21 protein-coding genes are annotated in these 22,548 nt (G+C 73.5%); 14 read left to right on the top strand and 7 right to left on the bottom strand.

The window, feature by feature from the left end; all coding sequences use genetic code 11:
* The first annotated feature begins 4 nt into the window (after positions 1-4).
* The 4 genes from aztB (at position 5) to aztD (ending at position 4,319) form a co-directional block, all read left to right on the top strand.
* Positions 5-889: a zinc ABC transporter permease AztB gene (gene aztB / locus NDAS_RS05830; RefSeq protein ID WP_013152214.1), complete on the top strand. Its 885-nt coding sequence runs from the start codon at positions 5-7 to the stop codon at positions 887-889.
* Positions 879-2,078, top strand: a complete 1,200-nt coding sequence (locus tag NDAS_RS05825; RefSeq protein WP_013152213.1) for a hypothetical protein — start codon at positions 879-881, stop codon at positions 2,076-2,078. Before aztB ends, NDAS_RS05825 begins: the two co-directional genes overlap by 11 nt.
* A complete protein-coding gene (gene aztC / locus NDAS_RS05820; protein ID WP_013152212.1) occupies positions 2,072-3,037 on the top strand; it encodes a zinc ABC transporter substrate-binding protein AztC in 966 nt (321 codons plus the stop codon). Before NDAS_RS05825 ends, aztC begins: the two co-directional genes overlap by 7 nt.
* Positions 3,038-3,116: 79 nt before the next feature.
* Entirely contained in the window at positions 3,117-4,319 is a 1,203-nt protein-coding gene (aztD, locus tag NDAS_RS05815) for a zinc metallochaperone AztD (RefSeq protein WP_013152211.1), read from the top strand.
* A 219-nt stretch (positions 4,320-4,538) separates the two neighbouring features.
* On the opposite strand, the gene manD is transcribed toward aztD, so the two are convergent.
* Positions 4,539-5,753: a D-mannonate dehydratase ManD gene (gene manD, locus NDAS_RS05810; protein ID WP_013152210.1), complete on the bottom strand. Its 1,215-nt coding sequence runs from the start codon at positions 5,751-5,753 to the stop codon at positions 4,539-4,541.
* A gap of 439 nt (positions 5,754-6,192) precedes the next feature.
* On the opposite strand from manD, the gene NDAS_RS05805 reads away from it, so the two are divergent.
* From NDAS_RS05805 to NDAS_RS05795, 3 genes are all read left to right on the top strand, one after another.
* Complete coding sequence (locus NDAS_RS05805) at positions 6,193-7,236, top strand: LacI family DNA-binding transcriptional regulator (RefSeq protein ID WP_013152209.1); 1,044 nt, start codon at positions 6,193-6,195, stop codon at positions 7,234-7,236.
* A gap of 103 nt (positions 7,237-7,339) precedes the next feature.
* Complete coding sequence (locus tag NDAS_RS05800; protein ID WP_013152208.1) at positions 7,340-8,419, top strand: hypothetical protein; 1,080 nt, start codon at positions 7,340-7,342, stop codon at positions 8,417-8,419.
* 233 nt (positions 8,420-8,652) lie between these two features.
* On the top strand, positions 8,653-10,308 hold the full coding sequence (locus NDAS_RS05795) for a glycoside hydrolase family 10 protein (protein ID WP_013152207.1): 1,656 nt from the start codon (positions 8,653-8,655) through the stop codon (positions 10,306-10,308).
* Between the two features lie 67 nt (positions 10,309-10,375).
* Here NDAS_RS05795 and NDAS_RS05790 read toward each other — a convergent pair whose 3' ends face one another.
* From NDAS_RS05790 to NDAS_RS05780, 3 genes are all read right to left on the bottom strand, one after another.
* Positions 10,376-10,948, bottom strand: a complete 573-nt coding sequence (locus tag NDAS_RS05790; RefSeq protein WP_013152206.1) for a suppressor of fused domain protein — start codon at positions 10,946-10,948, stop codon at positions 10,376-10,378.
* A gap of 87 nt (positions 10,949-11,035) precedes the next feature.
* Positions 11,036-11,446, bottom strand: coding sequence for a hypothetical protein (locus NDAS_RS05785; protein WP_013152205.1), 411 nt, complete (start codon positions 11,444-11,446; stop codon positions 11,036-11,038).
* A gap of 227 nt (positions 11,447-11,673) precedes the next feature.
* A complete protein-coding gene (locus NDAS_RS05780) occupies positions 11,674-12,147 on the bottom strand; it encodes a hemerythrin domain-containing protein (protein ID WP_013152204.1) in 474 nt (157 codons plus the stop codon).
* Positions 12,148-12,269: 122 nt separating this feature from the next.
* On the opposite strand from NDAS_RS05780, the gene NDAS_RS05775 reads away from it, so the two are divergent.
* The 7 genes from NDAS_RS05775 (at position 12,270) to NDAS_RS05745 (ending at position 20,738) form a co-directional block, all read left to right on the top strand.
* On the top strand, positions 12,270-12,941 hold the full coding sequence (locus tag NDAS_RS05775) for a TetR family transcriptional regulator (protein ID WP_013152203.1): 672 nt from the start codon (positions 12,270-12,272) through the stop codon (positions 12,939-12,941).
* A gap of 106 nt (positions 12,942-13,047) precedes the next feature.
* The gene (locus NDAS_RS05770; RefSeq protein ID WP_013152202.1) at positions 13,048-13,269 is read left to right on the top strand and encodes a hypervirulence associated TUDOR domain-containing protein; all 222 of its coding nucleotides are present in this window, start codon (positions 13,048-13,050) and stop codon (positions 13,267-13,269) included.
* Between the two features lie 4 nt (positions 13,270-13,273).
* Positions 13,274-13,861, top strand: coding sequence for a DUF488 domain-containing protein (locus tag NDAS_RS05765; protein ID WP_013152201.1), 588 nt, complete (start codon positions 13,274-13,276; stop codon positions 13,859-13,861).
* A 248-nt stretch (positions 13,862-14,109) separates the two neighbouring features.
* Complete coding sequence (locus tag NDAS_RS05760) at positions 14,110-17,490, top strand: pyruvate carboxylase (RefSeq protein WP_013152200.1); 3,381 nt, start codon at positions 14,110-14,112, stop codon at positions 17,488-17,490.
* Positions 17,491-17,760: 270 nt separating this feature from the next.
* Positions 17,761-18,549: a hypothetical protein gene (locus NDAS_RS05755; protein ID WP_013152199.1), complete on the top strand. Its 789-nt coding sequence runs from the start codon at positions 17,761-17,763 to the stop codon at positions 18,547-18,549.
* A gap of 106 nt (positions 18,550-18,655) precedes the next feature.
* Entirely contained in the window at positions 18,656-19,513 is an 858-nt protein-coding gene (locus NDAS_RS05750) for an NAD-dependent protein deacetylase (protein WP_013152198.1), read from the top strand.
* 196 nt (positions 19,514-19,709) lie between these two features.
* Positions 19,710-20,738 carry a methyltransferase gene (locus tag NDAS_RS05745; protein WP_013152197.1) on the top strand — a complete coding sequence of 343 codons (1,029 nt, stop codon included), beginning with the start codon at positions 19,710-19,712 and terminating at the stop codon, positions 20,736-20,738.
* An 85-nt stretch (positions 20,739-20,823) separates the two neighbouring features.
* Here the strand turns inward: NDAS_RS05745 and NDAS_RS05740 are convergent, their stop codons facing one another.
* The 3 genes from NDAS_RS05740 to NDAS_RS05730 are packed head-to-tail and all read right to left on the bottom strand — an operon-like array spanning position 20,824 to position 22,355.
* Positions 20,824-21,558: a tRNA-dependent cyclodipeptide synthase gene (locus NDAS_RS05740; protein ID WP_013152196.1), complete on the bottom strand. Its 735-nt coding sequence runs from the start codon at positions 21,556-21,558 to the stop codon at positions 20,824-20,826.
* Positions 21,542-21,859, bottom strand: a complete 318-nt coding sequence (locus NDAS_RS05735; RefSeq protein WP_013152195.1) for a DUF6092 family protein — start codon at positions 21,857-21,859, stop codon at positions 21,542-21,544. Before NDAS_RS05735 ends, NDAS_RS05740 begins: the two co-directional genes overlap by 17 nt.
* On the bottom strand, positions 21,840-22,355 hold the full coding sequence (locus NDAS_RS05730; protein WP_210745758.1) for a nitroreductase family protein: 516 nt from the start codon (positions 22,353-22,355) through the stop codon (positions 21,840-21,842). Before NDAS_RS05730 ends, NDAS_RS05735 begins: the two co-directional genes overlap by 20 nt.
* Positions 22,356-22,548: the final 193 nt, after the last annotated feature.

Raw genomic sequence — 22,548 nt, 5'->3', positions numbered from 1 at the left:
CACTATGGAAGCTCTGTTCGACCCGTTCGGGGTCGTGTTCGTGCAGCGTGCGCTGTGGGGAGGCATTCTGGTCTCCCTCATCTGCGCCGTCGCCGGGACCTGGGTGGTGCTGCGCGGCATGGCCTTCCTCGGCGACGCGATGTCGCACGGGATGCTGCCCGGGGTGGCCCTGGCGTCCCTGCTGGGCCAGAACCTCATGCTGGGCGCGGCCCTGGCCGCGGGCGCGATGGCCGCGGGCGTCACCGCGCTGGGCCGCTCGTCCCGGCTGTCCCAGGACACGAGCATCGGACTGCTCTTCGTCGGGATGCTCTCACTCGGCGTGATCCTGGTCTCGCACTCGTCCTCCTTCGCGGTCGACCTCACGGGCTTCCTGTTCGGGGACGTCCTGGCGGTGCGCGAACAGGACCTGGTCCACCTGGGCCTGGCACTGGCCGCGGCCCTGGTCGTCGCCGTCGCGGGGCACCGGGCGTTCCTCGCCCTGGCCTTCGACCCGCGCAAGGCCGCCACCCTGGGGCTGGCGCCCCGGGCCGCCCACGGCGTCCTGCTCGGCCTGGTCACCCTGGCCGTGGTCGCCTCGTTCCACGTGGTGGGCACGCTGCTGGTGTTCGGGCTGCTCATCGCGCCCCCGGCGGCCGCGGCCCTGTGGGCGCGCAGCGTGCCCGCGATCATGCTCGGCGCGGCCGTGCTGGGCAGCGCCGCGACCTTCCTCGGCCTGCTCGCCTCCTGGCACTGGGAGACGGCGGCCGGGGCCACGATCGCCGCCACGGCCACTGCGTTCTTCTTCGCCTCCGCGCTCGCGGCGGCCGCGCGCTCCCGCGGGCGCGGCTCCCCCGACCCGACCCCCGACCACCCCGTACAGATGGAGAGGCCGATGACACATGAGGCGTGAACACCGCACCGGCGCGCTGGGCGCGGCCGGACTGTCCGCCCTCGTCCTGCTGACCGGCTGCGGCGCCGCGCAGGACGGCACGGAGCAGCAGCCGGAGGAGGAGGTCCCGCACGGCTACGTCGAGGGCGCCGAGGAGACCGCCGAGCCCCAGTCCCGCCTCGTAGTCGCCGACCCGGCCAGCGGAGACGTCCGGGTGCTCGACCTGATCACCGAGGAGACGACGGAACTCGACCCCGTGGAGGGCCTCGACGGCATCGCCGGGGACGGCCGCTTCGCGTACCTGTACTCATCCGACCACCGGATGACCACCGTGGTGGACAGCGGGGCGTGGACCGTCGACCACGGGGACCACAAGCACTACTACCGGACCGGTGTCGGACTCGCGGGCACGGTGGAGGGCCTGGCCGCGGGCCGGGTCGCCTCCGACACCGCCCTGACCGCGCTGTCCGCGCCGGACGGCGCCGCCGTGCTCGACCGGGCCGCGCTGGAGGAGGGGTCGGTCGAGGAGGCCGCGGCCCTCCCCGACGGCGCCGCGGTGGTCCTGCCCTTCGCCGAACACCTCCTGGTGGCCGGGGGCGGCTCCGGGGGCGAGGTCGAGGTGCTCGACCGGGACGGCTCCCCCGTCGCCGCGCTCGACGCCGCCTGCACCGACCCCCTGGGCCAGGCCGTCACCCGGCGCGGAGCCGTCATCGGCTGCGCCGAGGGCGCCCTGCACGTCACCGAGGAGGACGGGGAGCTCTCCGGCGACTTGGTGGACTACCCCGGCGGCTCCGATGAGCGGGTCGAGGAGTTCGGGCACCGCCCCGGTTCGGCGACCCTGGCCTCGGTCTCGACCGGCGGCGACCTGTGGGTCCTGGACCTGGCCGAACCCGGCTGGACCGCGCTGGAACTGGAGGGCGCCGTGACCGCGACGGCCGTCGGCGAGGGCACCCCCGTCCTGGCCCTGACCGGCGACGGGACCCTGCACTCCCTGGACCCGGCCTCGGGTGGGGAACTGGCCTCCGCCGACCTGCTCGACGGCACCGACACCGCGCACGCCCCCGTCATCCGCGCGGACACCAGCCGCGCCTACGTCAACGACACCGGGCGCGGTGTGGTGCACGAGATCGACTACAACGACGACCTGCGCGTGGCGCGCACCCTCGACCCGGGCATCGCGCCGCACCTCATGGTCGAGACGGGATGGTGACCGCCGTGACGGCTCCGAAGGCGCTCCTGCGCGCCGCGACCGCGTCCGCCCTGGCCGGGGCGGTCCTGCTCGGCACGGCCTCCTGCTCCTCGCAGGAGGACGGGGGCGAGGGGATCGTGGTGACCACCAACATCCTGGGCGACCTCACGCGGGAGGTCGTGGGCGAGGAGGCCGAGGTCACCGTCCTGATGAAGCCCAACGCGGACCCGCACTCCTTCGGCATCTCCGCTCGGGAGGCCGCGCTCGTGGAGAACGCGGCGCTCGTGGTCTACAACGGGCTCGGCCTGGAGGAGGGCGTGCTGCGCAACGTCGCCGCCGCCGAGGAGGCCGGGATACCCGCCCTGGAGGTCGGCGCCCAGGTGGACCCCCTGGCCTTCTCCCCCGGCGGGGACGCCGCGGACAACGAGGACGAGGGCGAGCCCGACCCGCACTTCTGGACCGACCCCCGGCGGGTCGTCCGGGCCGTGGAGCTGATCGCCGAACACGTGGTCGCCGAGGTGGACGGCGTGGACGCCGAGGCCGTGCGCGCCAACGCCGAGGCCTACACCGCACAGCTGGAGGAGCTGGACGCGTGGATGGCCGAGGAGTTCGCCGCGATCCCGGAGGAGGACCGCAACCTGGTGACCAACCACCACGTCTTCGGCTACCTCGCCGAACGCTACGGGTTCGAGGTCGTGGGCGCCGTGATCCCCAGCGGCACCACCCTGGCCTCGCCCAGCAGCTCCGACCTCAAGTCCCTGGCCGACGCCGTGAGCGCGGCGGGCGTCGAGGCCGTCTTCGCCGACTCCTCCCAGCCCGACCGCCTGGCCACGGCCATGGCGGAGGAGGCGGGCGTGCACATCGAGGTCGTCCCCCTGTTCTCCGAGTCGCTCAGCGAGGAGGGCGGGGGCGCGGCCACCTACCTGGAGATGATGCGCTCCAACACCGAGGCCATCGCCACCGGACTGCGTGGCGAGTGACCGGGCCGCAGTCCCGGCACGACCGCGGCGGCACCTCCCCCCGCCCGCAGCGGACCCTTCCACCCCGAAAGAGAGAAACGTGAACACCCCGACGAACAACGCGACGACGCGGTTCCCGGCACGGGCGGCGCTGCCCGTGCTGCTGTCCGCAGGACTGCTGCTGACCGCCTGCGGAACCGGCGAGGAGGCCCCGCAGGAGCAGGGCGGCGAGGAGCGGGCCGCCGCGCAGGCCGTGGTGGACAACCCGGTCGTCACCACCTACGACGGCGGCCTGTACGTCCTGGACGGCCAGACCCTGGAGGTCGTCCAGGACATCGCCCTGGAGGGGTTCAACCGGATCAACCCGGCGGGCGACGACCGGCACGTGCTGGTCTCCACCTCGGAGGGCTTCCAGGTCCTGGACGCGGCCGGCGCGGAGCTGACCGACACCCTCTTCCCCGCCGACACCCCCGGGCACGTCGTCCGGCACGCGGGCCGGACCGTGCTGTTCGCCGACGGCAGCGGCGAGATCACCGCCTTCGACACCGACTCCCTCGGCGACGGCCTGCCCGAGACCGACGTGACCAACGCGGAGGAGGCCCACCACGGCGTGGCCGTGGAGCTGGCCGACGGCGAGATGCTGCTGACCCTGGGCGACGAGGAGGAGCGCGTCGGCGCCGTCGTCCTGGACGCCTCCGGCGAGGAGGTCGCCCGCAGCGAGGAGTGCCCGGGCGTGCACGGCGAGACCACCGCCGAGGGCGAGGCGGTCGTCATCGGCTGCGAGGACGGCGTCCTGGTCTACCAGGACGGCGGGTTCACCAAGGTGGACAGCCCCGACGAGTACGGGCGCATCGGCAACCAGGCCGGGAGCGAGGAGTCGCCGATCGTGCTGGGCGACTACAAGACCGACCCCGACGCCGAGCTGGAGCGTCCCGAGCGGGTCGCGCTCGTGGACACCGCCGCGGGCGACCTGACCCTGGTGGACCTGCCCGCCAGCTACACCTTCCGCTCCCTGGGCCGCGGCCCCGAGGGGGAGGCCCTGGTCCTGGGCACCGACGGCAGCCTGCACGTGATCGACCCCGAGGCGGGCGAGGTCGTGGACAGCATCGAGGTCATGGACGAGTGGCAGGAGCCGCTGGAGTGGCAGCAGCCCCGCCCGGCGCTGTTCGTGCGCGGCGCGACCGCCTACGTGAGCGACCCCGCCACGAAGCAGGTCCACGCCCTGGACCTGGAGTCCGGTGAGGTCACGGCCTCGGTGACCCTGGACGCCGAGCCCAACGAGCTCAGCGGCGTCGCGTCCTAGACGCCCCTTCCCCGCCGGGGCGGGCGCGCGTCCCCCGCGCGCCCGCCCCGGCGTGGCGTCACGGTGCCGGAACGCGCCGTTCAGGCGCAGCACGGCTGCCGGACGGCGGGCGGCGCCGGGCGCAGGCGGGGAGGGCCCGTGCGCGCCCGGACCGGACCCCCGCGAGCCGAGGCCGGTCCGAAGGACGGGACCGGGTCCCACCTGGCCGGGGCGGACGCCTCACCAGTCGTGCATCGAGCCGTCGAGCCTGCGGTTGACCGGCAGGTACCGGGCCTCGTAGGGGTAGCGGGCCGCGGCCTCCTCGTCGATCTCCACCCCCAGACCCGGCGCGTCGCCCGGGTGCATGTAGCCGTCCGCGAAGGTGTAGGAGGTCCGGAACACCTCGCTGGCGGGCTCCAGGTGCCCCATGTACTCCTGGATGCCGAAGTTGGGCACGGTCAGGTCCAGGTGCAGGGCCGCGGCGAACGACACCGGCGACAGGTCGCCCGCGCCGTGCGAGCCGGTGCGCACCCCGTACAGGTCGGCCAGGTCGAAGATCCGCCGCAGGTGCGTGATGCCCCCGCTGTGCGAGACCGACATGCGGATGTAGTCGATGAGCCGCTCGGTGATCAGGTGCTGGCAGTCCCAGATCGTGTTGAAGACCTCCCCCACCGCCAGCGGGGTGGTGGTGTGCTGGCGGATCGTGCGGAACGCCTCCTGGTCCTCGGCCGGGGTGGGGTCCTCGATCCAGAACATGCGGTAGGGCTCCAGCGACCTGCCCAGCTGGGCGGCCTCCAACGGGGAGAGCCGGTGGTGCACGTCGTGCAGCAGGTGGAAGCCGTAGCCGAACCTCTCCCGGACCGCCTTCATCATCTCGGGCGCGAAGTCCAGGTAGGCGGGGGTGTGCCAGACGTTGTCGGTGGGCATCGCCGCGTCGGCGGGCTCGTAGGTGTGGCCGGTGCCGGGGTGGTGCAGCCCGTAGGTGCTCTCCAGGCCCGGGACGGCGGCCTGCACACGCACCGCCCGGTACCCCTGGTCCAGGAAGCCGCCGACCGAGTCCAGGAGGTCGTCCACGGACTGGCCGCTGGCGTGGCCGTAGACCATGACGCCGTCGCGCGCGGCTCCGCCGAGCAACTGGTGGACGGGCTTGCCGACCCGCTTGCCGAGGATGTCCCACAGGGCGCAGTCCACGGCGGCGATCGCGGTCATGGTGACGGGGCCGCGCCGCCAGTAGGCGCCGCGGTACAGGTACTGCCAGATGTCGTTGATACGTCCGGAGTCGCGGCCCACGAGCAGCGGGCAGACGTGGTCGCGCAGGTAGGAGGCGACGGAGAGTTCGCGGCCGTTCAGGGTGGCGTCGCCGAGGCCGGTGGTCCCGTCCTCGGTGGTGATCTTGAGGGTGACGTAGTTGCGTCCCGGGCACGTCACGATGACGTCGGCGGAGGTGATCCTCATGGGTGCTTCCTCGTGGGTGGGGGTGTACCGCGACACCCGGCGTAACCGGTCCGCGGGGGCGGCCGGACGGTGGCGCGCCCCCGCGGACCGGGGCCCTGGTGAGCCCGGCGGAGTCGCGCCGCGCTGTGCCGCCAACTCCCCGCGCTGTGCCTGACGTCGTAGATATATCGTTTTCCCACTAGGGTGTCGAGACCTGGAAAAACCTCTCTCACTGCGGTAGGGTCCGCCGAAACGTTCGGGTTCATCGTTTTCCCGAGGACTCCCCGGCACGCGTCGGGAAGCCCTCCACACACCCACGGGCGACCTGTCCGTGCCCCGCCCCCGCCATGCCCGCGACACCCGGGAGCGGCGGCGCGAGCGCGGGGAAGCCCGCCACAGCGAAGGGAGCGGCACTGGTGCGCGAGCAAGCCCCCGGCGCCCCGTCCGGTCGGAAGGCGCCATGACGGCCGTCCGCGGGTCCACCGGCCGCCCCACGATCTCCGACGTCGCCGCGCTGGCGGGGGTGTCGGTCTCGGCCGTGTCGAAGGTGGTCAACAACAAGGGCCGCATCGCCGAGCCCACCCGCCGGCGGGTCCTCGACGCCGTGGAGAAGCTCCAGTGGTCGCCCTCGGCCGCGGCCGTGGCCCTGCGCGGGGCCCGCACCCGGGCCATCGGCATGGTCTCGCGCCGCTCCCCCGACCTGCTGTCCTACGACCCGCACTTCGGCGTGCTGATCTCGGGCATCGAGCGCGAACTCGCCCCCCTGGACTACGGTCTGCTGCTGCACATCGTGGGCGAGGAGGAGGACGCCGAACGGCGCGCCTACCGGCGTCTGGCCGAGGAGCGCCGGGTGGACGGAGTCATCCTCACCGAGAGCCTGGTCCGCGACCCCCGGTTCGACCTGCTGCGGAGGCTCGGGCTCCCCTCGGTGCTGATCGGCATGCCCTGGCGCGACGACCCGGTCGCCTCGGTGCTCGCCCCCGACCAGGAGCGGGGGCTGGTCGAGGCGGTCCGGCACCTGGCCTCGCTGGGGCACCGGCGGGTGGCCTACGTGTGCGGCCCCGAGGACCGCGTGCACACCGGGTTCCGCCGCCGGATCGTGGAGGAGCAGGTGCGGCGGCACGGGCTGTCCGCCGTCGTGCTGACGGTCCCCGACTTCACCACCGAGGGGGCGGCCGCGGCCACCGACGAGGCGCTGTCGGCGGCCGAGCGGCCCACCGCGATCCTGTTCGCCAACGACATGATGGCGATCGCCGGGATCAGCGCCGCGCGCAGGCGGGGGCTGGAGGTGCCCCGGGACCTGTCCGTCGTCGGCCACGACGGCCTGCCCCTGGGCGCGCTCGTACAGCCTCGGCTGACCACGGTCGGCCACGACCTGGTGGGGCTCGGGCGGGCCGCCGCGCTGACGCTCGTGGCCGCGCTGGACGGGGTGCCGGCCGACGTGCCCGCGATCGCCCCTCCCGGGCTGGTCGTGCGCGAGTCCACGGCGCCGCCCGGAGCCTGAGCGCGGACGGCGCGGGCCCCATCCATCGTCGGGCTCCCGTGGCCGGATGTTCCTCCCTGGGTGGAACGAGGGCCGCCGGAACGGGTCACTACCCTCTTCTCCCATGGAATCCATCAACGGCCGGCGAACGGTGCTCGCGGGCATCCCCCGCAGAGAGGGATACGGGATCGAGGCGCGGGTCGTCCACGGAGACGCCCCCGAGCTGGCGGGGTCCGGCCCCGGGGACTCCAGGGTGGCCCTCACCGCACCGCTGCTGAGGGTGATCGGCCCCCGCGGTCGGCGGCGGGTCGTGGTCGGCCGGTTCCGAGTGCGCACCGAGCGGGGCGAGGCGCCCGTGGTCGCCCTGGCCGTGCAGGCCGTGTGGGCGGAGAGCAGCGGCTGGCGCCAGGAGCGGCCCGCCGCCGGAAGCCCCGACGGCGAACTCGTGGCCTCGCTGGACGAACCCGCCCACGGCATCGTCGGGGACACGCGTTCCAGGGCGGTGGCCATGGTGAAGGCGTTCGCCGAGTCCTCGCGCAACGAGGTGCTGCGGCTGCGGGAGCTGCGCTACGAGCTGGAGCAGCGCATGGCCGACCACCTCGCCGGGCGGACTGACGGGCAGCTGCGCACCCTGCTCGCGGCGACCATCGAGCTCTCGTCCGCCGTCGGCCGGGCGCGCGACCAGGCTCTGGAGGACCACCGCGAGGTGCTGTGTGTCTGGAGGTGGGACAAGGAGGCCTACCTGCGCGTGCGGGACGGCCTGGTCACGGGGGCGGACGGCGCGCCCGCCTGGGAGGCGCGGCTGCGCGCGGGCGTACAGCACTGCGAGGCGATGGAGCGCGAACTGGCCGAGGAGTCGGACCGGCTCCAGGCACTGCTGGGCGGCATGTCGAGCTTCGCGGTGGCGCAGGGGGCCGAGGCACAGGAGCGGTTCACCCTGGCCGTCGGGGCCGGAGCCGCGGTGATCGGCCTTCCGGCCCTGGTGCTGGCGCTGTACGGCGCCAACCCCTACCTGCCGCTGGACTCCCTCGACCGCGCCTGGCGGCTGCTACTGCCGATCGGGGCCACGGCCCTGGTCGCCGTGCTCGCGGTCCTGGCGTGGATGCCCGGCACCACCCGGCCCCGCCACTACCTGGTGGCGGTCGGGGCCGTGGCCGCCCTCGTGTCCGTGCTCCTGTTGGCGGGCGCGCTCGTCCCCGTCTGAGGCGTGCCCGGGGACGGGCGGTTCCGGCCCACGGCGGGAGGCCCCTCCCCGCGGGCGGTCCCGGCGGACGGACCGGGTCGAGACGCCGCCCCTGATGGGGGTGGTTGCTTTTCCCCGGCAGATGAGATTCAAACCACCAAAATCACCCATGTTGTCCAAAACGTTACTTCTTCGCCTACTCTGATGCCCGACGTGACGTCAAACGGATGTCAACGCAGCTCAGAGGAGTTTCCTTGACCCCTGAACGACGAGCCGGCCTCTCACCGCGCTGGCGCTCCCGGTGGGTGGCCGCGGCCGCCGCGTCGGGGCTCATGATCTCCGGATACGCCCTCGTCGGCGCGGCCCACTCCCCCACCGGGTCCTTTCCCGGCCCCGGCGCGGCCGGTTGCGAGGCCGCCCAGGACAAGCGGCAGATGCGCGGGGCGTGGCTGACCACGGTCGGCAACATCGACTGGCCCTCCGAGCCGGGCCTGTCCGCCGAGGACCAGAAGGCGGAGATGGACCAGCGCCTGGACGAGGCGGTGGACCTCGGCCTGAACACCGTGTTCCTGCACGTGCGGCCCACCGCCGACGCCGTCTACGAGTCGGACCTGGAGCCGTGGTCGAAGTACCTCACCGGCGAGCAGGGCGGCGACCCCGGCTACGACCCGCTGGAGTACGCGGTGGCCGGAGCGCACGAGCGCGGCCTGGAGCTGCACGCCTGGTTCAACCCCTACCGGGTCGGCATGGACTCCGACATCGAGGAGCTGGCCGAGGACCACCCGGTCAGGGAGCACCCCGACTGGCTGGTGCGCTACGGCGGCGAGGGCTTCCTGGACCCGGGCAGGCCCGAGGTCCAGGAGTGGGTGACCCGCGTGATCATGGACGTGGTGGAGCGCTACGACATCGACGGCGTGCACTTCGACGACTTCTTCTACCCCTACCCCAAGGACGGCGAGGAGTTCGACGACGACCGGACGTGGGAGGAGTACGGCGACGGCTTCGAGGACCGCGAGGACTGGCGGCGCGACAACGTCAACGGCTTCGTCAGCGGTGTGCACGAGCGCATCGAGGAGGCCAAGCCCTGGGTGCGCTTCGGGATCTCCCCGTTCGGCATCTGGCGCAACGCCGAGAACGACCCCGCCGGGTCCGACACCTCGGGCCTGGAGTCCTACGAGGCCCAGCACGCCGACACCCGCGCCTGGATCCGGGAGGGGATGGTCGACTACGTCGTCCCGCAGCTGTACTGGGAGCGGGGCTTCGACGCCGCCGACTACGAGGAGCTGCTGCCGTGGTGGGCCGAGCAGGTCGAGGGCACGGACGTGGACCTGTACGTCGGCCAGGGCGCGTACCGGGTCGGTGACCGCAACTGGACCGACGAGGACGCGCTGAGCACCCAGCTGGACTACTCCTCCGACCACCCCGAGGTCGACGGCGACGTCTACTTCTCCTTCAAGTCCCTGACAGGCGTGGCCGAGGAGGCCTACGCCCACCTGGCCGACGAGCACTACGGCGACCCCGCCCTGCCGCCCCTGGCGGGAGGGGACCGCGGAGGCCGGTCCCTGGCGGGCGCCGTGGAGGACGTGACCGCCGAGGTCGCGGACGAGCACACCGCGGTGGAGTGGGAGCGGGTGGAGGACGCGCGCTTCTACGCCGTCTACCGCCTGGACGCGCAGGAGGCCGCGCGGGCGGACTCGGGCGACCCGGAGGAGTACTGCGGCGTGCTCTCCTCCGACAACCTCGTGGGCGTGACCGGCGGGACCTCGCTGGAGGACTCCGGCCACACCGCCGAGGACGCCGCGAAGGCCGAGGAGAACGGTGAGGAGTCCGGTTCCGCGTACGTGGTGACGGCGCTGGACGACTACAGGGTCGAGGGGCCCGTGAGCGAGGTCGCCGACCCGCGCGGCTGAGCCGAGACCATCCGCGAGGACCCGCCGCCCGGAAGGGGCGGCGGGTCCTCGCGCTTCTCGAAGGCGTTCAGAAGAGAGGAGGGCGGTCCAGGTCCAGGACGTTGACGCCCTCCGCCTCCAGGAGTTCCTCGAAGGCGTCGAGCGACTCGGTTCCGATGAGGGCCGCCTCACTGCGGTGGATCGGCAGCAACCACAGGAACCGCGCTCCCCCGGCCTCCTCGGGCGCCCACTCCAACGCGGGTCCGTACGGATAGGGCGGGCTCACCAGCAGGTGGTCCATGCGGGAGCCGTCCGTCCAGGGGCCGCCGAGGTCGATGACGGAACCGACGTCGAGGCGGTACTCCTCGAAGGAGTGCAGGTGGCTCACCATGCCCAGGGTCTCGGCGTGGGCCCGCTCCGCGGTCGGCGCCACGAGGAAGAACTCGGTGCCGCCCCCGGCCTCGTGGACGGACGAGCCGACCGTCACGTAGGTCCAGCCCTCGCCCTCGTTCCTGGGCGCCACCCGGTAGGTGGCGAAGCCGGGAGCCAGGTCGAGGACGGGGTTGTCCTCCCAGGTGACGGGCTCCACGGCGTGCCCCTGCCAGAACTCCCGAACGTGCCGCTCCAGCGCGGCGATCCGCGCGTCCTCCCCGGTCGCCAAGGAACCCGACCCCTCGCTGTGCCTCCGGCCGCCGGGGGGCGTCGCCCTCCCGAAGCACCCGGTATACGGACATCTGGAACGGCCAGACTACGGCTTTCCGGCCGCGTCGCGGGCGTCCTCGTCCTCCGATGGTTCCTTCGGGTCCCGGCCGGAGCGGTTGGGCAGAGCCGAGTGGACGGCCGTCACGCTGAGCAGCGTCCCGGTCGCGAAGTACATGATGTAGACCGCCCACTCCAGGGGCACGAGGAACGGCAGGACCACGGCCCCGAGAAGCAGCGGCGCCACCGCCAGCAGCAGCGACCACCCCACCCGGCTGCCGCCGCGCGTGTCGGCCATGTACGCGCCCGCCGCGCACAGCGGTACGACCAGGCCCAGGAGGCGCAGGGGCGCGTAGAGGAACCCGGCGGCCAGGGTCAGCATCATGGTCCCGTAGTGCAGGTGCGGGAAGACCGTCGCCCACCCCATCAGCAGGGCCGTCAGGACCGCGAAGTGGACCACGAGCGCGATCAGCCACCGCAGCGCCCACAGGGTCGTCCTCAGCCGGGGGGTACCCGTACCGTGTTCCTCACCAGCGGTCTCCCTCTGCTGGGTGGGCCGTGAGCGCCCCGTTCTGGTGGGAAGACCAGACCCGGCTCCGGCGGAGGCCGATCCGGGGCCGGCCCCGCGGGTGCGCGCACGGGTCGGCGGGGACGCGGCCGACCCCGCATCGCGCGACGGGGCGGTTCTCAGAGCGTGACGGGGCCGTAGGAGTTCAGCGCCTCCACGATCTGGCGCTCCTCGTAGTCCAGGTGCGCCTCCACCTCGGCGGCCAGGCGCTCGACCTCGTCGCGGAGCCCGGCCGCCTCCCCGCCCTCCAGGAGCGCGCGGATGCGGTCCAGCGACCGGCTGACGAGCACGTGCTCCCGGGTCAGGCGCTCCAGGACGGGCGCGAGCCCGGGGTGGCTCCTGGCCAGTCCGGGCAGCATGCCCTTGTCCTCGGCGGTGTGGTGGCCGTGCAGGAAGTCGCAGAAGGACAGGCACTTCTTGCGCAGCTGCTCGTCCAGGGGCGCCGGGACCCCGGAGGGGGCGCCTCCCCCGGCGAGGTCGCGGCGCAGCGAGGCGAGTTCGCCCCGCAGCATGTCGTGGATCTTGACGAGCTGGTCGCCCAGCGCCTCGATGCGCTGTCCCTCGGGGACGGGGGCGGCGGTCCGGTCGCTCATGTGCTCTCTCTCGGTGGAGGGGAAGGCATCCGAAAAATGCCAGTGATGGCATACTGCCAGTGACTGGCACATCAGGCAACGGGTTTTTCCCGGCCCCGGAGAGACCGCCGTATCCTGGCCCGATGACCGCCGAGCCCTTCCACGACGAGGAGTCCGCACTCCCCCTGCGCGAACGCAAGAAGCTGCGCACGCGGCGGGTGCTCGCCGACACCGCGCTTCGGATGTTCCTGGAGCGGGGCTTCGACCAGACCACGCTGGACGACCTGGTGGCCACGGCCGAGGTGTCGGTGCGCACCTTCTTCCGCTACTACTCCTCCAAGGAGGAGGTCGCCCTGGCCGCCGAGGGCGAACTGTGGGAGGCCTACGCCGCCGAGGTGGAGCGCATGAGCGTCACCGGCCCCGTCCTGCCCCTCCTGCGCGACTGCTACGCGAACGCGGTGCGCGGCCTGCCAGGCGACTGGACCGAGCGCTACCTGGCCACCCGGAAACTGGTCGCCCGCAATCCGGTGCTGAACGCGCACCACGCTGGCTCCGTCCAGGCCCTCCGGGTGCGGCTGACCGAACTGCTGGAGGAGGAGACCGGCACCGACAGCCGGGCGGACGTGCGGCTGCGGCTGGTCAGTGAGATGGCCCTGGCCGCGGTGCGCTACGGGAGCATGAACTGGGTCCGTGCCTACCGGCACAGCGACCGCACCGGCGACGCCGCGACGCTCCTCGCCGAGGTCACCGCCGCCTTCGACGCCCTGCCCTGCGCGCTGACGCTGTCACCGGACACGCTCGCGCCCTTCGACTGAACCGGTGGGCGCCGGGGCCCCGCCCGCATACACCGAGGCCGTCCGGGGTAGGCGAGGATCCGTCCACCAGACGCCGTTCCGCCACGACCGGAGGAGGGTGTACGCGATGACACGCCGTTTCGACGTCGGTGACCATGTCAGCTGGAACTCCGAGGCCGGACGGGTGTCCGGCACGATCACGAGGGTCCACACCAGCGACTTCGAGTTCAGGGGCCGTACTCGCCGCGCCTCCGAGGACGAGCCGCAGTACGAGATCAGGAGCGACAAGACCGACCACGTCGCGGCGCACAAGGACGGGGCCCTGACCCGCGTGTCCGGCGACGGCTAGCCGGATGGCTCCGCCGTTCCTCACCGTCGGCCACTCCGACCGCACGTTCGAGGAGTTCGCCGCGCTGTTGCACGAGAACGGCGTGCACGTGGTGGTCGACGTGCGCAGGCTCCCGGGGTCGCGCCGCAACCCGCAGTTCGACGGGGACGTCCTCTCCGAGTCCCTGCTCGGCGTCGGCATACGTTACTCGCGCGTCGCGGAACTCGGCGGTCGGCGCCCGGTCGCCAGGGACGTGGCCCCCGAGGTCAACGGGTTCTGGCGCAACCGCAGTTTCCACAACTACGCCGACCACGGGCTCTCCGACGAGTTCGGCTCGGGGCTCGCCCGGCTGCGCGAGGCGGGCGAGGACCACCGCGCCGCCGTGATGTGCTCGGAGGCGGTGTGGTGGCGCTGCCACCGGCGCATCATCGCCGACCACCTGCTCGCCCGCGGCCACGAGGTCCTCCACGTCATGGCCGCCCACCGCGTGGACGCCGCCCGGCTCACTCCGGGGGCCGTCGTGCACACCGACCGCACCGTCACCTACCCGGTGCGGCCCTCGGACGCGGACGGCGGCGGGGACGCCCGGGAGGACGGGTCCCCCCGGGTGTGACGCGAGCCCGGCCCGGGGAAGACAGCCCGCGACACCCGCCGGGGTTCGTCGCACCCCGCCCCGCGCGACACGCCGACGCCACGAAACGCCCGCCGGAAGCCGTACTCGGCGCGAAGGACGGCCCCGGTGGGTCGCGCCGAACCCTCTTCTGGTTAACGTACGGGTGTTCCACCCGGCCGCGGGCCCCGGCGACGGTGCCGGTTCTTGCGCCCACGGCACCACGCCTGACCGACCAGGAGGAGTGCGCCATGTTCCGCAAAGTGCTCGTGGCCAACCGGGGCGAGATCGCCATCCGCGCGCTGCGCGCCGGTTACGAGTTGGGCGCCCGCACCGTCGCCGTCTTCCCCCACGAGGACCGCGGCTCCCTGCACCGGCTCAAGGCCGACGAGGCCTACCAGATCGGCGAGCCCGGCCACCCGGTGCGCGCCTACCTGTCCGTGGACGAGATCGTGGGCGCCGCCCGCCGGGCCGGGGCCGACGCCGTCTACCCCGGCTACGGCTTCCTGTCGGAGAACCCCGAGCTGGCCCGCGCGTGCGAGCGCGCCGGGATCACCTTCGTGGGCCCGCCCGCCGACGTGCTGGAACTGACCGGCAACAAGGCCAGTGCCGTGGCCGCCGCCCGGGAGGCGGGCGTGCCCGTCCTGGAGTCCAGCGAGCCCTCCGACGACGTGGAGGCCCTGGTGGCCGCCGCGGAGCGGATCGGCTTCCCGCTCTTCGTCAAGGCCGTGGCCGGAGGGGGCGGGCGGGGCATGCGCCGCGTCCAGGAGCCCGAGCGGCTGCGCGAGGCGGTGGAGGCGGCCATGCGCGAGGCCTCCGCCGCGTTCGGCGACGCCACCGTGTTCCTGGAGCGCGCCGTGGTCGACCCCCGCCACATCGAGGTGCAGATCCTCGCCGACGGCGAGGGCGGCGTCGTGCACCTCTACGAGCGCGACTGCTCCCTCCAGCGGCGCCACCAGAAGGTCATCGAGCTGGCCCCCGCGCCCAACCTCGACCCGGACCTGCGCGACCGCATCTGCGCGGACGCGGTGCGCTTCGCCCGCCGGATCGGCTACCGCAACGCGGGCACGGTCGAGTTCCTGGTCGGCGCGGACGGCAGCCACGTCTTCATCGAGATGAACCCGCGCATCCAGGTCGAGCACACGGTGACCGAGGAGATCACCGACGTGGACCTGGTGCAGTCCCAGCTGCGGATCGCCTCCGGCGAGACCCTGTCCGACCTGGGCATCTCCCAGGAGGGCGTCTACGTGCGCGGCGCGGCGCTCCAGTGCCGCATCACCACCGAGGACCCCGCCAACGGCTTCCGTCCCGACACCGGGACCATCAGCGCCTACCGCTCCCCCGGCGGCTCGGGCATCCGCCTGGACGGCGGCACCTCCGCGGCGGGCACCGAGATCAGCCCGCACTTCGACTCGCTGCTGGTCAAGCTCACCTGCCGGGGCCGCGACCTGGCCACCGCGGTCAGCCGGGCGCGCCGGGCCGTGGCCGAGTTCCGCATCCGCAGCATCGCCACCAACATCCCCTTCCTCCAGGCGGTGCTGGACGACCCCGACTTCCAGGCGGGGCGGATCACCACCTCCTTCATCGAGGAGCGCCCGCACCTGCTGACCGCGCGGCCCTCCGCCGACCGCGGCACGCGCCTGCTCACCTACCTGGCCGACGTCACGGTGAACAAGCCGCACGGGGAGCGCCCCCAGCTGGTGGACCCCGCCACCAAGCTGCCGCCGCTGCCCGAGCCCGCCGGACCGCCGCCCCCGGGTTCGCGCCAGCGCCTGGCCGAACTGGGCCCTGAGGGGTTCGCGCGGTGGCTGCGCGAGTCGCCGAACCTGGGCGTCACCGACACCACCTTCCGCGACGCGCACCAGTCGCTGCTGGCCACCCGGGTGCGCACCCGCGACCTGCTGGCCGCGGCGCCCGCGGTCGCGCACACGCTGCCCGAGCTGCTGTCCCTGGAGTGCTGGGGCGGCGCCACCTACGACGTGGCGCTGCGCTTCCTGGCCGAGGACCCCTGGGAGCGGCTGGCGGCGCTGCGCGAGGCGGTGCCCAACATCTGCCTCCAGATGCTGCTGCGCGGGCGCAACACGGTGGGGTACACCCCCTACCCGACCGAGGTGACCGACGCGTTCGTGCGCGAGGCCGCCGAGACGGGCGTGGACGTCTTCCGGATCTTCGACGCGCTCAACGACGTCGAGCAGATGCGCCCGGCCATCGAGGCCGTGCGCGCGACCGGGACCTCGGTGGCCGAGGTGGCACTGTGCTACACCTCGGACCTGTCCGACCCCGGCGAGAAGCTCTACACGCTGGACTACTACCTCAAACTGGCCGAGCGGATCGTGGACGCGGGCGCGCACGTGCTCGCGATCAAGGACATGGCCGGTCTGCTGCGCGCTCCGGCCGCGGCGAAGCTGGTCACGGCGCTGCGCAGCGAGTTCGACCTGCCGGTGCACGTGCACACCCACGACACCCCGGGCGGGCAGCTGGCCACCTACCTGGCGGCGGTCAACGCCGGGGCGGACGCCGTGGACGGCGCGGTGGCGTCGATGGCGGGCACCACCTCGCAGCCGTCGCTGTCGGCGATCGTGGCCGCCTTCGACCACTCCGAGCACTCCACGGGCCTGAGCCTGGACGCGGTCAACGAACTGGAGCCGTACTGGGAGGCGGTGCGCCGGGTCTACGCGCCCTTCGAGGCCGGGCTGTCCTCGCCCACGGGCCGGGTGTACCACCACGAGATCCCGGGCGGGCAGCTGTCCAACCTGCGCACGCAGGCGGTCGCGCTGGGGCTGGGCGAGCACTTCGAGGAGATCGAGGCGATGTACGGCGCCGCCGACCGGATGCTCGGGCACCTGGTGAAGGTCACCCCCTCCTCCAAGGTCGTGGGCGACCTGGCGCTGCACCTGGTCGGCGCGGGGGTCTCCCCGGCCGACTTCGAGGCCGACCCCGGGCGCTTCGACGTCCCGGACTCGGTGGTGGGGTTCCTGCGCGGTGAGCTGGGCGTCCCGCCCGGCGGGTGGCCCGAGCCCCTCCGCACGCGGGCGCTCCAGGGGCGCTCCGAGGCGCGGCCCGCTCAGGAGCTGAGCGAGCAGGACCGCGCGGGACTGGCCGAGGACCGGCGGGCCACGCTCAACCGGCTGCTCTTCCCCGGTCCGACGCGGGAGTTCGAGGAGCACCGGGCGGCCTACGGCGACACCAGCGTGCTCTCCAGCGCGGACTTCTTCTACGGCCTGCGCGCGGGCGAGGAGTACGCGGTGGACCTGTCGCCGGGCGTGCGGCTGCTCATCCAGCTGGAAGCGGTGGGCGAGGCCGACGAGCGCGGCGTGCGCACGGTGATGGCCACGCTCAACGACCAGCTGCGCCCGCTCCAGATCCGCGACCGGGCCCTGGCCTCGCAGGTGCGGTCCGCCGAGAAGGCGGACCGCAGCGACCCCGGCCAGGTCGCGGCGCCCTTCGCGGGCGCGGTGACCCTGACGGTCGCCGAGGGCGAGGCGGTGGAGGCCGGTGCGACGGTGGCCACCATCGAGGCGATGAAGATGGAGGCCGCGATCACCGCGCCCGTGTCGGGGACGGTCACGCGGGTGGCGGTCGACCGGGTGCAGAAGGTGGAGGGCGGCGACCTGCTGGTCTGCCTCGGCTGAGCCGGACGTCCGGTCCGTTCGGGCCCGGCGGGCGCCTACGGGTGCCCGCCGGGCCCTTTTCCCGGCCGGGGTCCCGGCCGGGAGAGGACGGCTCCGGCCGGAGCCCGGCCGGGCGGCTCCGGCGGGGTCCGTCCGGGGGCTCGGGCGGGGGTTCCTCCGCACCGGGCGAGGACCGGGCCGGATCCGGCCACGGGAGGGCGGAACCGCGCGTGGCCCGGCGGCGTCGGAACGTGTCGGTAAACCGCCGACACGAAAACGAAGGCTCCCCCTTTGGCTCCCCTGTACCGCCACGGCGCCCTGCCCCTCCTCGCCGCCCTGGTCCTGACCACCGGCTGCGGCCCCCAGCTCGACCTCCGGGACAGCCCGCGCCTGGAGGCCCTGCTGCCCTCCCCGAACGCCTACCCCGACGGGTTCGACGTGGACGATCTGGACGTCGACGAGATCCAGGGGGTGGATTTCAGCGGCGAGGCGGGCGCCGACGACTTCGGTGACGTGGAACCGGCCGAGTGCGCCGCCGTCCTCAACGGTGGCACCGGGCGGCTGCCCGCGGGTGCCGTCGAGGGGGCGGCGCAGATCGCGACCCCGCCCGGCTCCGCGGAGGGCTCGGCCGTCTACGGCTACGTCCTGGTCTCGGGGGACTTCGGCGACGCCCCGGTCGAGGGCACCGGGTTCGGGCACCTGTTGGACACCTGCTCCAGGATGAGCGTGTCCGCGAACGGCGGAGTCGAGGGCGCGCTCGTCTCCAGGGACTCGCCCGCCCTTCCCGAGGGCGGGGGCATGTTCTCCGTGACCCTGTACGGCGAGCGCTCGCACATGGCGGCGAGGACCGCGTGGGGCCAGGTCGGGGAGGTGTACTTCGTCCTTGTGGGGATGCGCACGAGCGGCTACTCGGACGTGTCGTCCACGGAGCTCATGGAGGCGTGCCGGGAAGACGACTTCAGTGAGGAGTGCCGGGACGCCCACCGGGCTCAGGTGGACAGGGAGAGGGACGCCCTGATGGAGGAGGAGTTCGAGGAGATCCTGTCCCGCGCCGTGGAGAAGCTGGAGCGCGCCGCCTGACACGGCGGGGCCGGAGCCGCGCCGGGGGGGGGTGACCGGCGGGACGGCGACCGGGCCCGGCGAAGGTGACGGTGCCCACACCGGGGCGCCGCGTACCCTCGAAGGCGTGAGGAACACGCTCGACGACCCGGCGGCCCTGGCGGCCCGGATGCGCGAGGTCCTCGGCTCGGGCCCGGTGGTAGCGCTGACCGGCGCGGGCCTGTCCACGGACTCGGGCATCCCCGACTACCGCGGCCCTGACTCACCCCCGCGCAAGCCCATGACCTACCAGCAGTTCGTCGGCGACGCCGCCTTCCGACGCCACTACTGGGCCCGCAACCACGTGGGCTGGCGCCACGTGCACCGGACCCGCCCCAACGACGGCCACCGCGCGCTGGCCGCGCTGGAGGCGGGCGGCGCCCTGGCGGGCGTCATCACCCAGAACGTGGACACCCTGCACGGGGCGGCGGGCAGCAGGCGGGTGATCGACCTGCACGGCCGCTACGACCGCGTCGTCTGCCTGGCCTGCTCGTCCGTGACCTCCCGCGAGAGCCTGGCCGCGCGCCTGAGCGCGCTCAACCCCGACTTCGCCGACGGGGTCCCCGACGTGGAGATCGCCCCCGACGCCGACGCGGTCCTGGCCTCCACCGAGGGGTTCCGCGTGGCCGACTGCGAGGGCTGCGGCGGCGTGCTCAAACCCGACATCGTCTACTTCGGCGAGAACGTGCCCAAGGCGCGCGTGCTGGCGGGTTACGCGATGGTGGACGGCGCGCGGGCGCTGCTGGTGGCGGGGTCGTCCCTGACCGTCTTCTCGGGGCGGCGCTACGTCAAGCGCGCCGTCGAGCAGGGCAAGCCGGTGGTGATCCTCAACCGGGGCGCCACCCGCGCCGACGACGTCGCCGCGCTCACCGTCGACGCGGGCTGCTCCGAGGTGCTCACCGCCCTGGTACGCGCCTACGAGGCCGAGGGCGCCGCCTCCGTCTGATCGGGCCGCCGGCCCCCGGCCCGCGGCCCTCGCCGCCGCGCCCCGGCCGCGGAGGGGGCCGTTCCCGTTCCGGCCCGTTTTCCACAACCCGGAGAACAGATCCGCGTACTCCCCGTAGTCTTGGGAGGTCGGCGCCGCGTCCCGGGAGGGACGCCGCGTCGGCCCCGATAACGACGTCCCCCGGGGAGGACCGACTGTGGGTGTGACGGACGAGACCGCTGTACGCGCGGTGCGCACAGACCTGCCGCTGAACCGACTGGTGTCGTCGGCGATGCTCATGCACGCCGTCGTCGCGATGGTCGAACTGGACGTGGTGGAGGATCTGGCCGAGGGGCCGCGTCCGGTGGCGGACCTGGCCCGCCGCGCCGGGGTCCCCGAACGGTCCCTGGCGGCGGTGCTGCGGGCCGGGACGGTGAGCGGGCTGCTCTCGGAGCCGGCACCCGGGTCGTTCGCCCTGACCGCGGCGGGCCAGCATCTGCGCGCCGGGGACCCCAGCGGCCTGTACGGCCTCTTCCGCATGTGCACGCACGGCGCCTTCCTCCAGGCGTGGACCTGCCTGCCGCAGGCGCTGCGTTCCGGCCGTACCGCCTTCGAGGCGCACACCGGCCACCCGCTGTTCGCCTACCTGGAGGAGCAGGAGGAGGCCGCGGCCCTGTTCCACAGGGCGATGGACACGTCCGTGGCCGCCGACACCCTGCTGGAGAACGCGGACCTGTCCGGGACCGAACGCGTGGCGGACCTCGGGGGCGGCCAGGGCTCGCTGCTGGCCGCCCTCCTGCGGCACCACCCGCGCATGGAGGGGGTGCTGTTCGACCTTCCGCACGTGGTGTCCGAGGCCGGGCCGCTGCTGCGGGAGCGGGGCGTGGCGGACCGGTGCGCCGTGGTGGGGGGCAGCTTCTTCGACGGGGTGCCGACGGGCGCGGACGTCTACCTGATGGCGCGGGTGATGCAGAACTGGCCCCGGCCGGAGGCGGTACGGATCCTGCGCAACGTCCGCGCGGCGATGGGTGAGCGGTCCCGGCTGCTGATCGTCGGGCACCTTCCGCAGCGGGAGGGCGCCACCCCCTTCCTCCAGGCGATGAGCGTGTACATGCTCGTGCTCTACGGCGCCCCGCTGCGCACGGCAGAGGAGTACCGGGAACTGTTCGCCGAGGCCGACCTCGCGCTGCACGCCGTGCACCGGGTCGAGGACGGGGAGTCGGTCATGGACGTCCGCCGCGCGTAGCGGGCCCCGCCCCGCCCGGGAGCACGCCCCGCTCGGAACCGCTCCGCGCGGTGGCGCTCCCGTTCGGGGCGCCACCGCGCGGCGGTCACGGGGATCCCACCGTCTCCGGGGAGGCCAGATGCCGATCGACCGGGCGGAGGATGACGTGGCCCTGCCCCGGGTGGAAGCAGGAGGTGGCACCGCGCAACCTGGACAGGATCGGCATCAGGGCGTGGTAGCAGCACACCGAGGAGGGCAACCCCAACACCCTCGGGGTACTGAGCAGAAGGGGCAGTTCGGCGCGCAGGTAGGCCAGCCCGGCGCGCAACCTGGCCCCGTCCGGGTCCGGCTGGGCTCCGATGACGTGCCGTACGTGCTCCTCGCACGCGCGGCGGACTCTGGGGTCGGTGGCGTGCTCCCGGTCGAGGCGGTACGCGACGTCGCGGTAGCCGGGCAGGCCCGTGCACTGGGACAGGGCGCGCACGCGCACGTTCCCCGCGTCTGGGGCGGCCGCCTCCACGGCGCGCCGGATGCGCCGCCGCACGTCCTTGAGCGCCCTGTTCGCCCGCGACGACGCGTGCTCCCTGCTGCCACCTGACGCCATGTACATGGTGTCCAGGTGCAGGTCGGCGTAGAGCACGTCGACCTCGGCGAAGTGCCGCTGCGCCCACCGCAGGAGCTGCGCGATCCGCTCCTGGCTGAAGTAGCTGTTCCCGGCGCTGATCCCGATGAGCGCGTGCTCTCCGCGCTCGAACACGCGGCGGCAGGAACCGGTGAAGGGCAGGACGTCGAAGGCGTCCTCGGGCTCTGGGGGCGGCTCCAACTCAGTCGGAGATGACATCGGGATCCTCCAGGACGGTTGCCAGCCGCTCGCACATCTGGTCGAGCAGGGTGTCCAGTTCGTGGTCGCCCATCGGCCCGCACATGACGTCGTCCATCCGACCGCGCAGGGCGTCGAGTTCGGGGTGGTGCGGGCCGGTTCCGGCCGCGAGGGCGAGGACGCGCCGGGCGGCGTCCAGGCAGCGGAACGTGCCGTACTGCCGTGGCTCGTCCAGCAGGCCGCGGCCGCTGCTGAGCAGGTAGGCGGCGAGCAGGAGGAGTTCCTCGCCGACCTGTCGGACCTCAGGTTCCCCAGCGCTCATGGCTGACCACCTCGTTCCGGTCTCGTCGGGGTGCGGGTGCGAGTGGCCGGGCGGGGTGCCCGATCGGAACCAGGAGCAGGGGTTCCAGGTGGTCGGGCAGGCCCAGGAGCCTGCGGACGGGGCCCCTCCGAAAGCTCCCGGACGGGCATCCGCCCAGCCCCAGGCAGTGGGCCGCCAGGAGGAGGTTCTCCACCGCCATCGCGACGCAGAGCATGCCCTCGTCCCAGGAGTCCCCGGAGTCCGTGGAGTTGCCTGAGCCCCCCACGGCACGGGAGCGGTCGAAGCAGGCCGCCACGACCAGGGGCGGGAGTTCGATGATTCCGGGGGAGAAGGCGCGCAGCAGCCTCAGCGCCCGCCGCTCGCGGACGGCGACGAAGGCCCACGCCTGCTTGTTGGACGCCGAGGGGGCGGCGAGCATGGCGTCCAGCATGGGGTCGAGGAGGGAGTCGTCCACCGGCCGGTCGGCGAAGGCGCGTACGGCACGGCGGGTGGTCAGGGTCTGTAGGGCGTGTGATGACCGCTGAGAGGGGCACCGGTTCGCATCCGGCTCGCTCGAACCTGTGTCCACAGTATGCGATTTTCTAGGCACGCTCCGTAGTTTACCCTGTTATACGGCTCCATCGATGCCGCATAGGCGCATCTGGCCGCCCCTCTCCGCACCCCCGGAGGGGCACCACCTGAAAGGACCG

Source organism: Nocardiopsis dassonvillei subsp. dassonvillei DSM 43111, from assembly GCF_000092985.1.
Taxonomy (GTDB): domain Bacteria; phylum Actinomycetota; class Actinomycetes; order Streptosporangiales; family Streptosporangiaceae; genus Nocardiopsis; species Nocardiopsis dassonvillei.
This window is presented reverse-complemented; position numbering and strand designations above follow the sequence as displayed.

Excerpts from the sequence above, each read along its gene's own strand:
- aztB (WP_013152214.1), top strand. The coding sequence starts at position 5 with ATGGAAGCTCTGTTCGACCCGTTCGGGGTCGTGTTCGTGCAGCGTGCG.
- NDAS_RS05825 (WP_013152213.1), top strand. The coding sequence starts at position 879 with ATGAGGCGTGAACACCGCACCGGCGCGCTGGGCGCGGCCGGACTGTCC.
- aztC (WP_013152212.1), top strand. The coding sequence starts at position 2,072 with ATGGTGACCGCCGTGACGGCTCCGAAGGCGCTCCTGCGCGCCGCGACC.
- manD (WP_013152210.1), bottom strand. The coding sequence starts at position 5,753 with ATGAGGATCACCTCCGCCGACGTCATCGTGACGTGCCCGGGACGCAAC.
- NDAS_RS05805 (WP_013152209.1), top strand. The coding sequence starts at position 6,193 with ATGACGGCCGTCCGCGGGTCCACCGGCCGCCCCACGATCTCCGACGTC.
- NDAS_RS05800 (WP_013152208.1), top strand. The coding sequence starts at position 7,340 with ATGGAATCCATCAACGGCCGGCGAACGGTGCTCGCGGGCATCCCCCGC.
- NDAS_RS05780 (WP_013152204.1), bottom strand. The coding sequence starts at position 12,147 with ATGAGCGACCGGACCGCCGCCCCCGTCCCCGAGGGACAGCGCATCGAG.
- NDAS_RS05775 (WP_013152203.1), top strand. The coding sequence starts at position 12,270 with ATGACCGCCGAGCCCTTCCACGACGAGGAGTCCGCACTCCCCCTGCGC.
- NDAS_RS05770 (WP_013152202.1), top strand. The coding sequence starts at position 13,048 with ATGACACGCCGTTTCGACGTCGGTGACCATGTCAGCTGGAACTCCGAG.
- NDAS_RS05765 (WP_013152201.1), top strand. The coding sequence starts at position 13,274 with ATGGCTCCGCCGTTCCTCACCGTCGGCCACTCCGACCGCACGTTCGAG.
- NDAS_RS05760 (WP_013152200.1), top strand. The coding sequence starts at position 14,110 with ATGTTCCGCAAAGTGCTCGTGGCCAACCGGGGCGAGATCGCCATCCGC.
- NDAS_RS05740 (WP_013152196.1), bottom strand. The coding sequence starts at position 21,558 with ATGTCATCTCCGACTGAGTTGGAGCCGCCCCCAGAGCCCGAGGACGCC.
- NDAS_RS05735 (WP_013152195.1), bottom strand. The coding sequence starts at position 21,859 with ATGAGCGCTGGGGAACCTGAGGTCCGACAGGTCGGCGAGGAACTCCTC.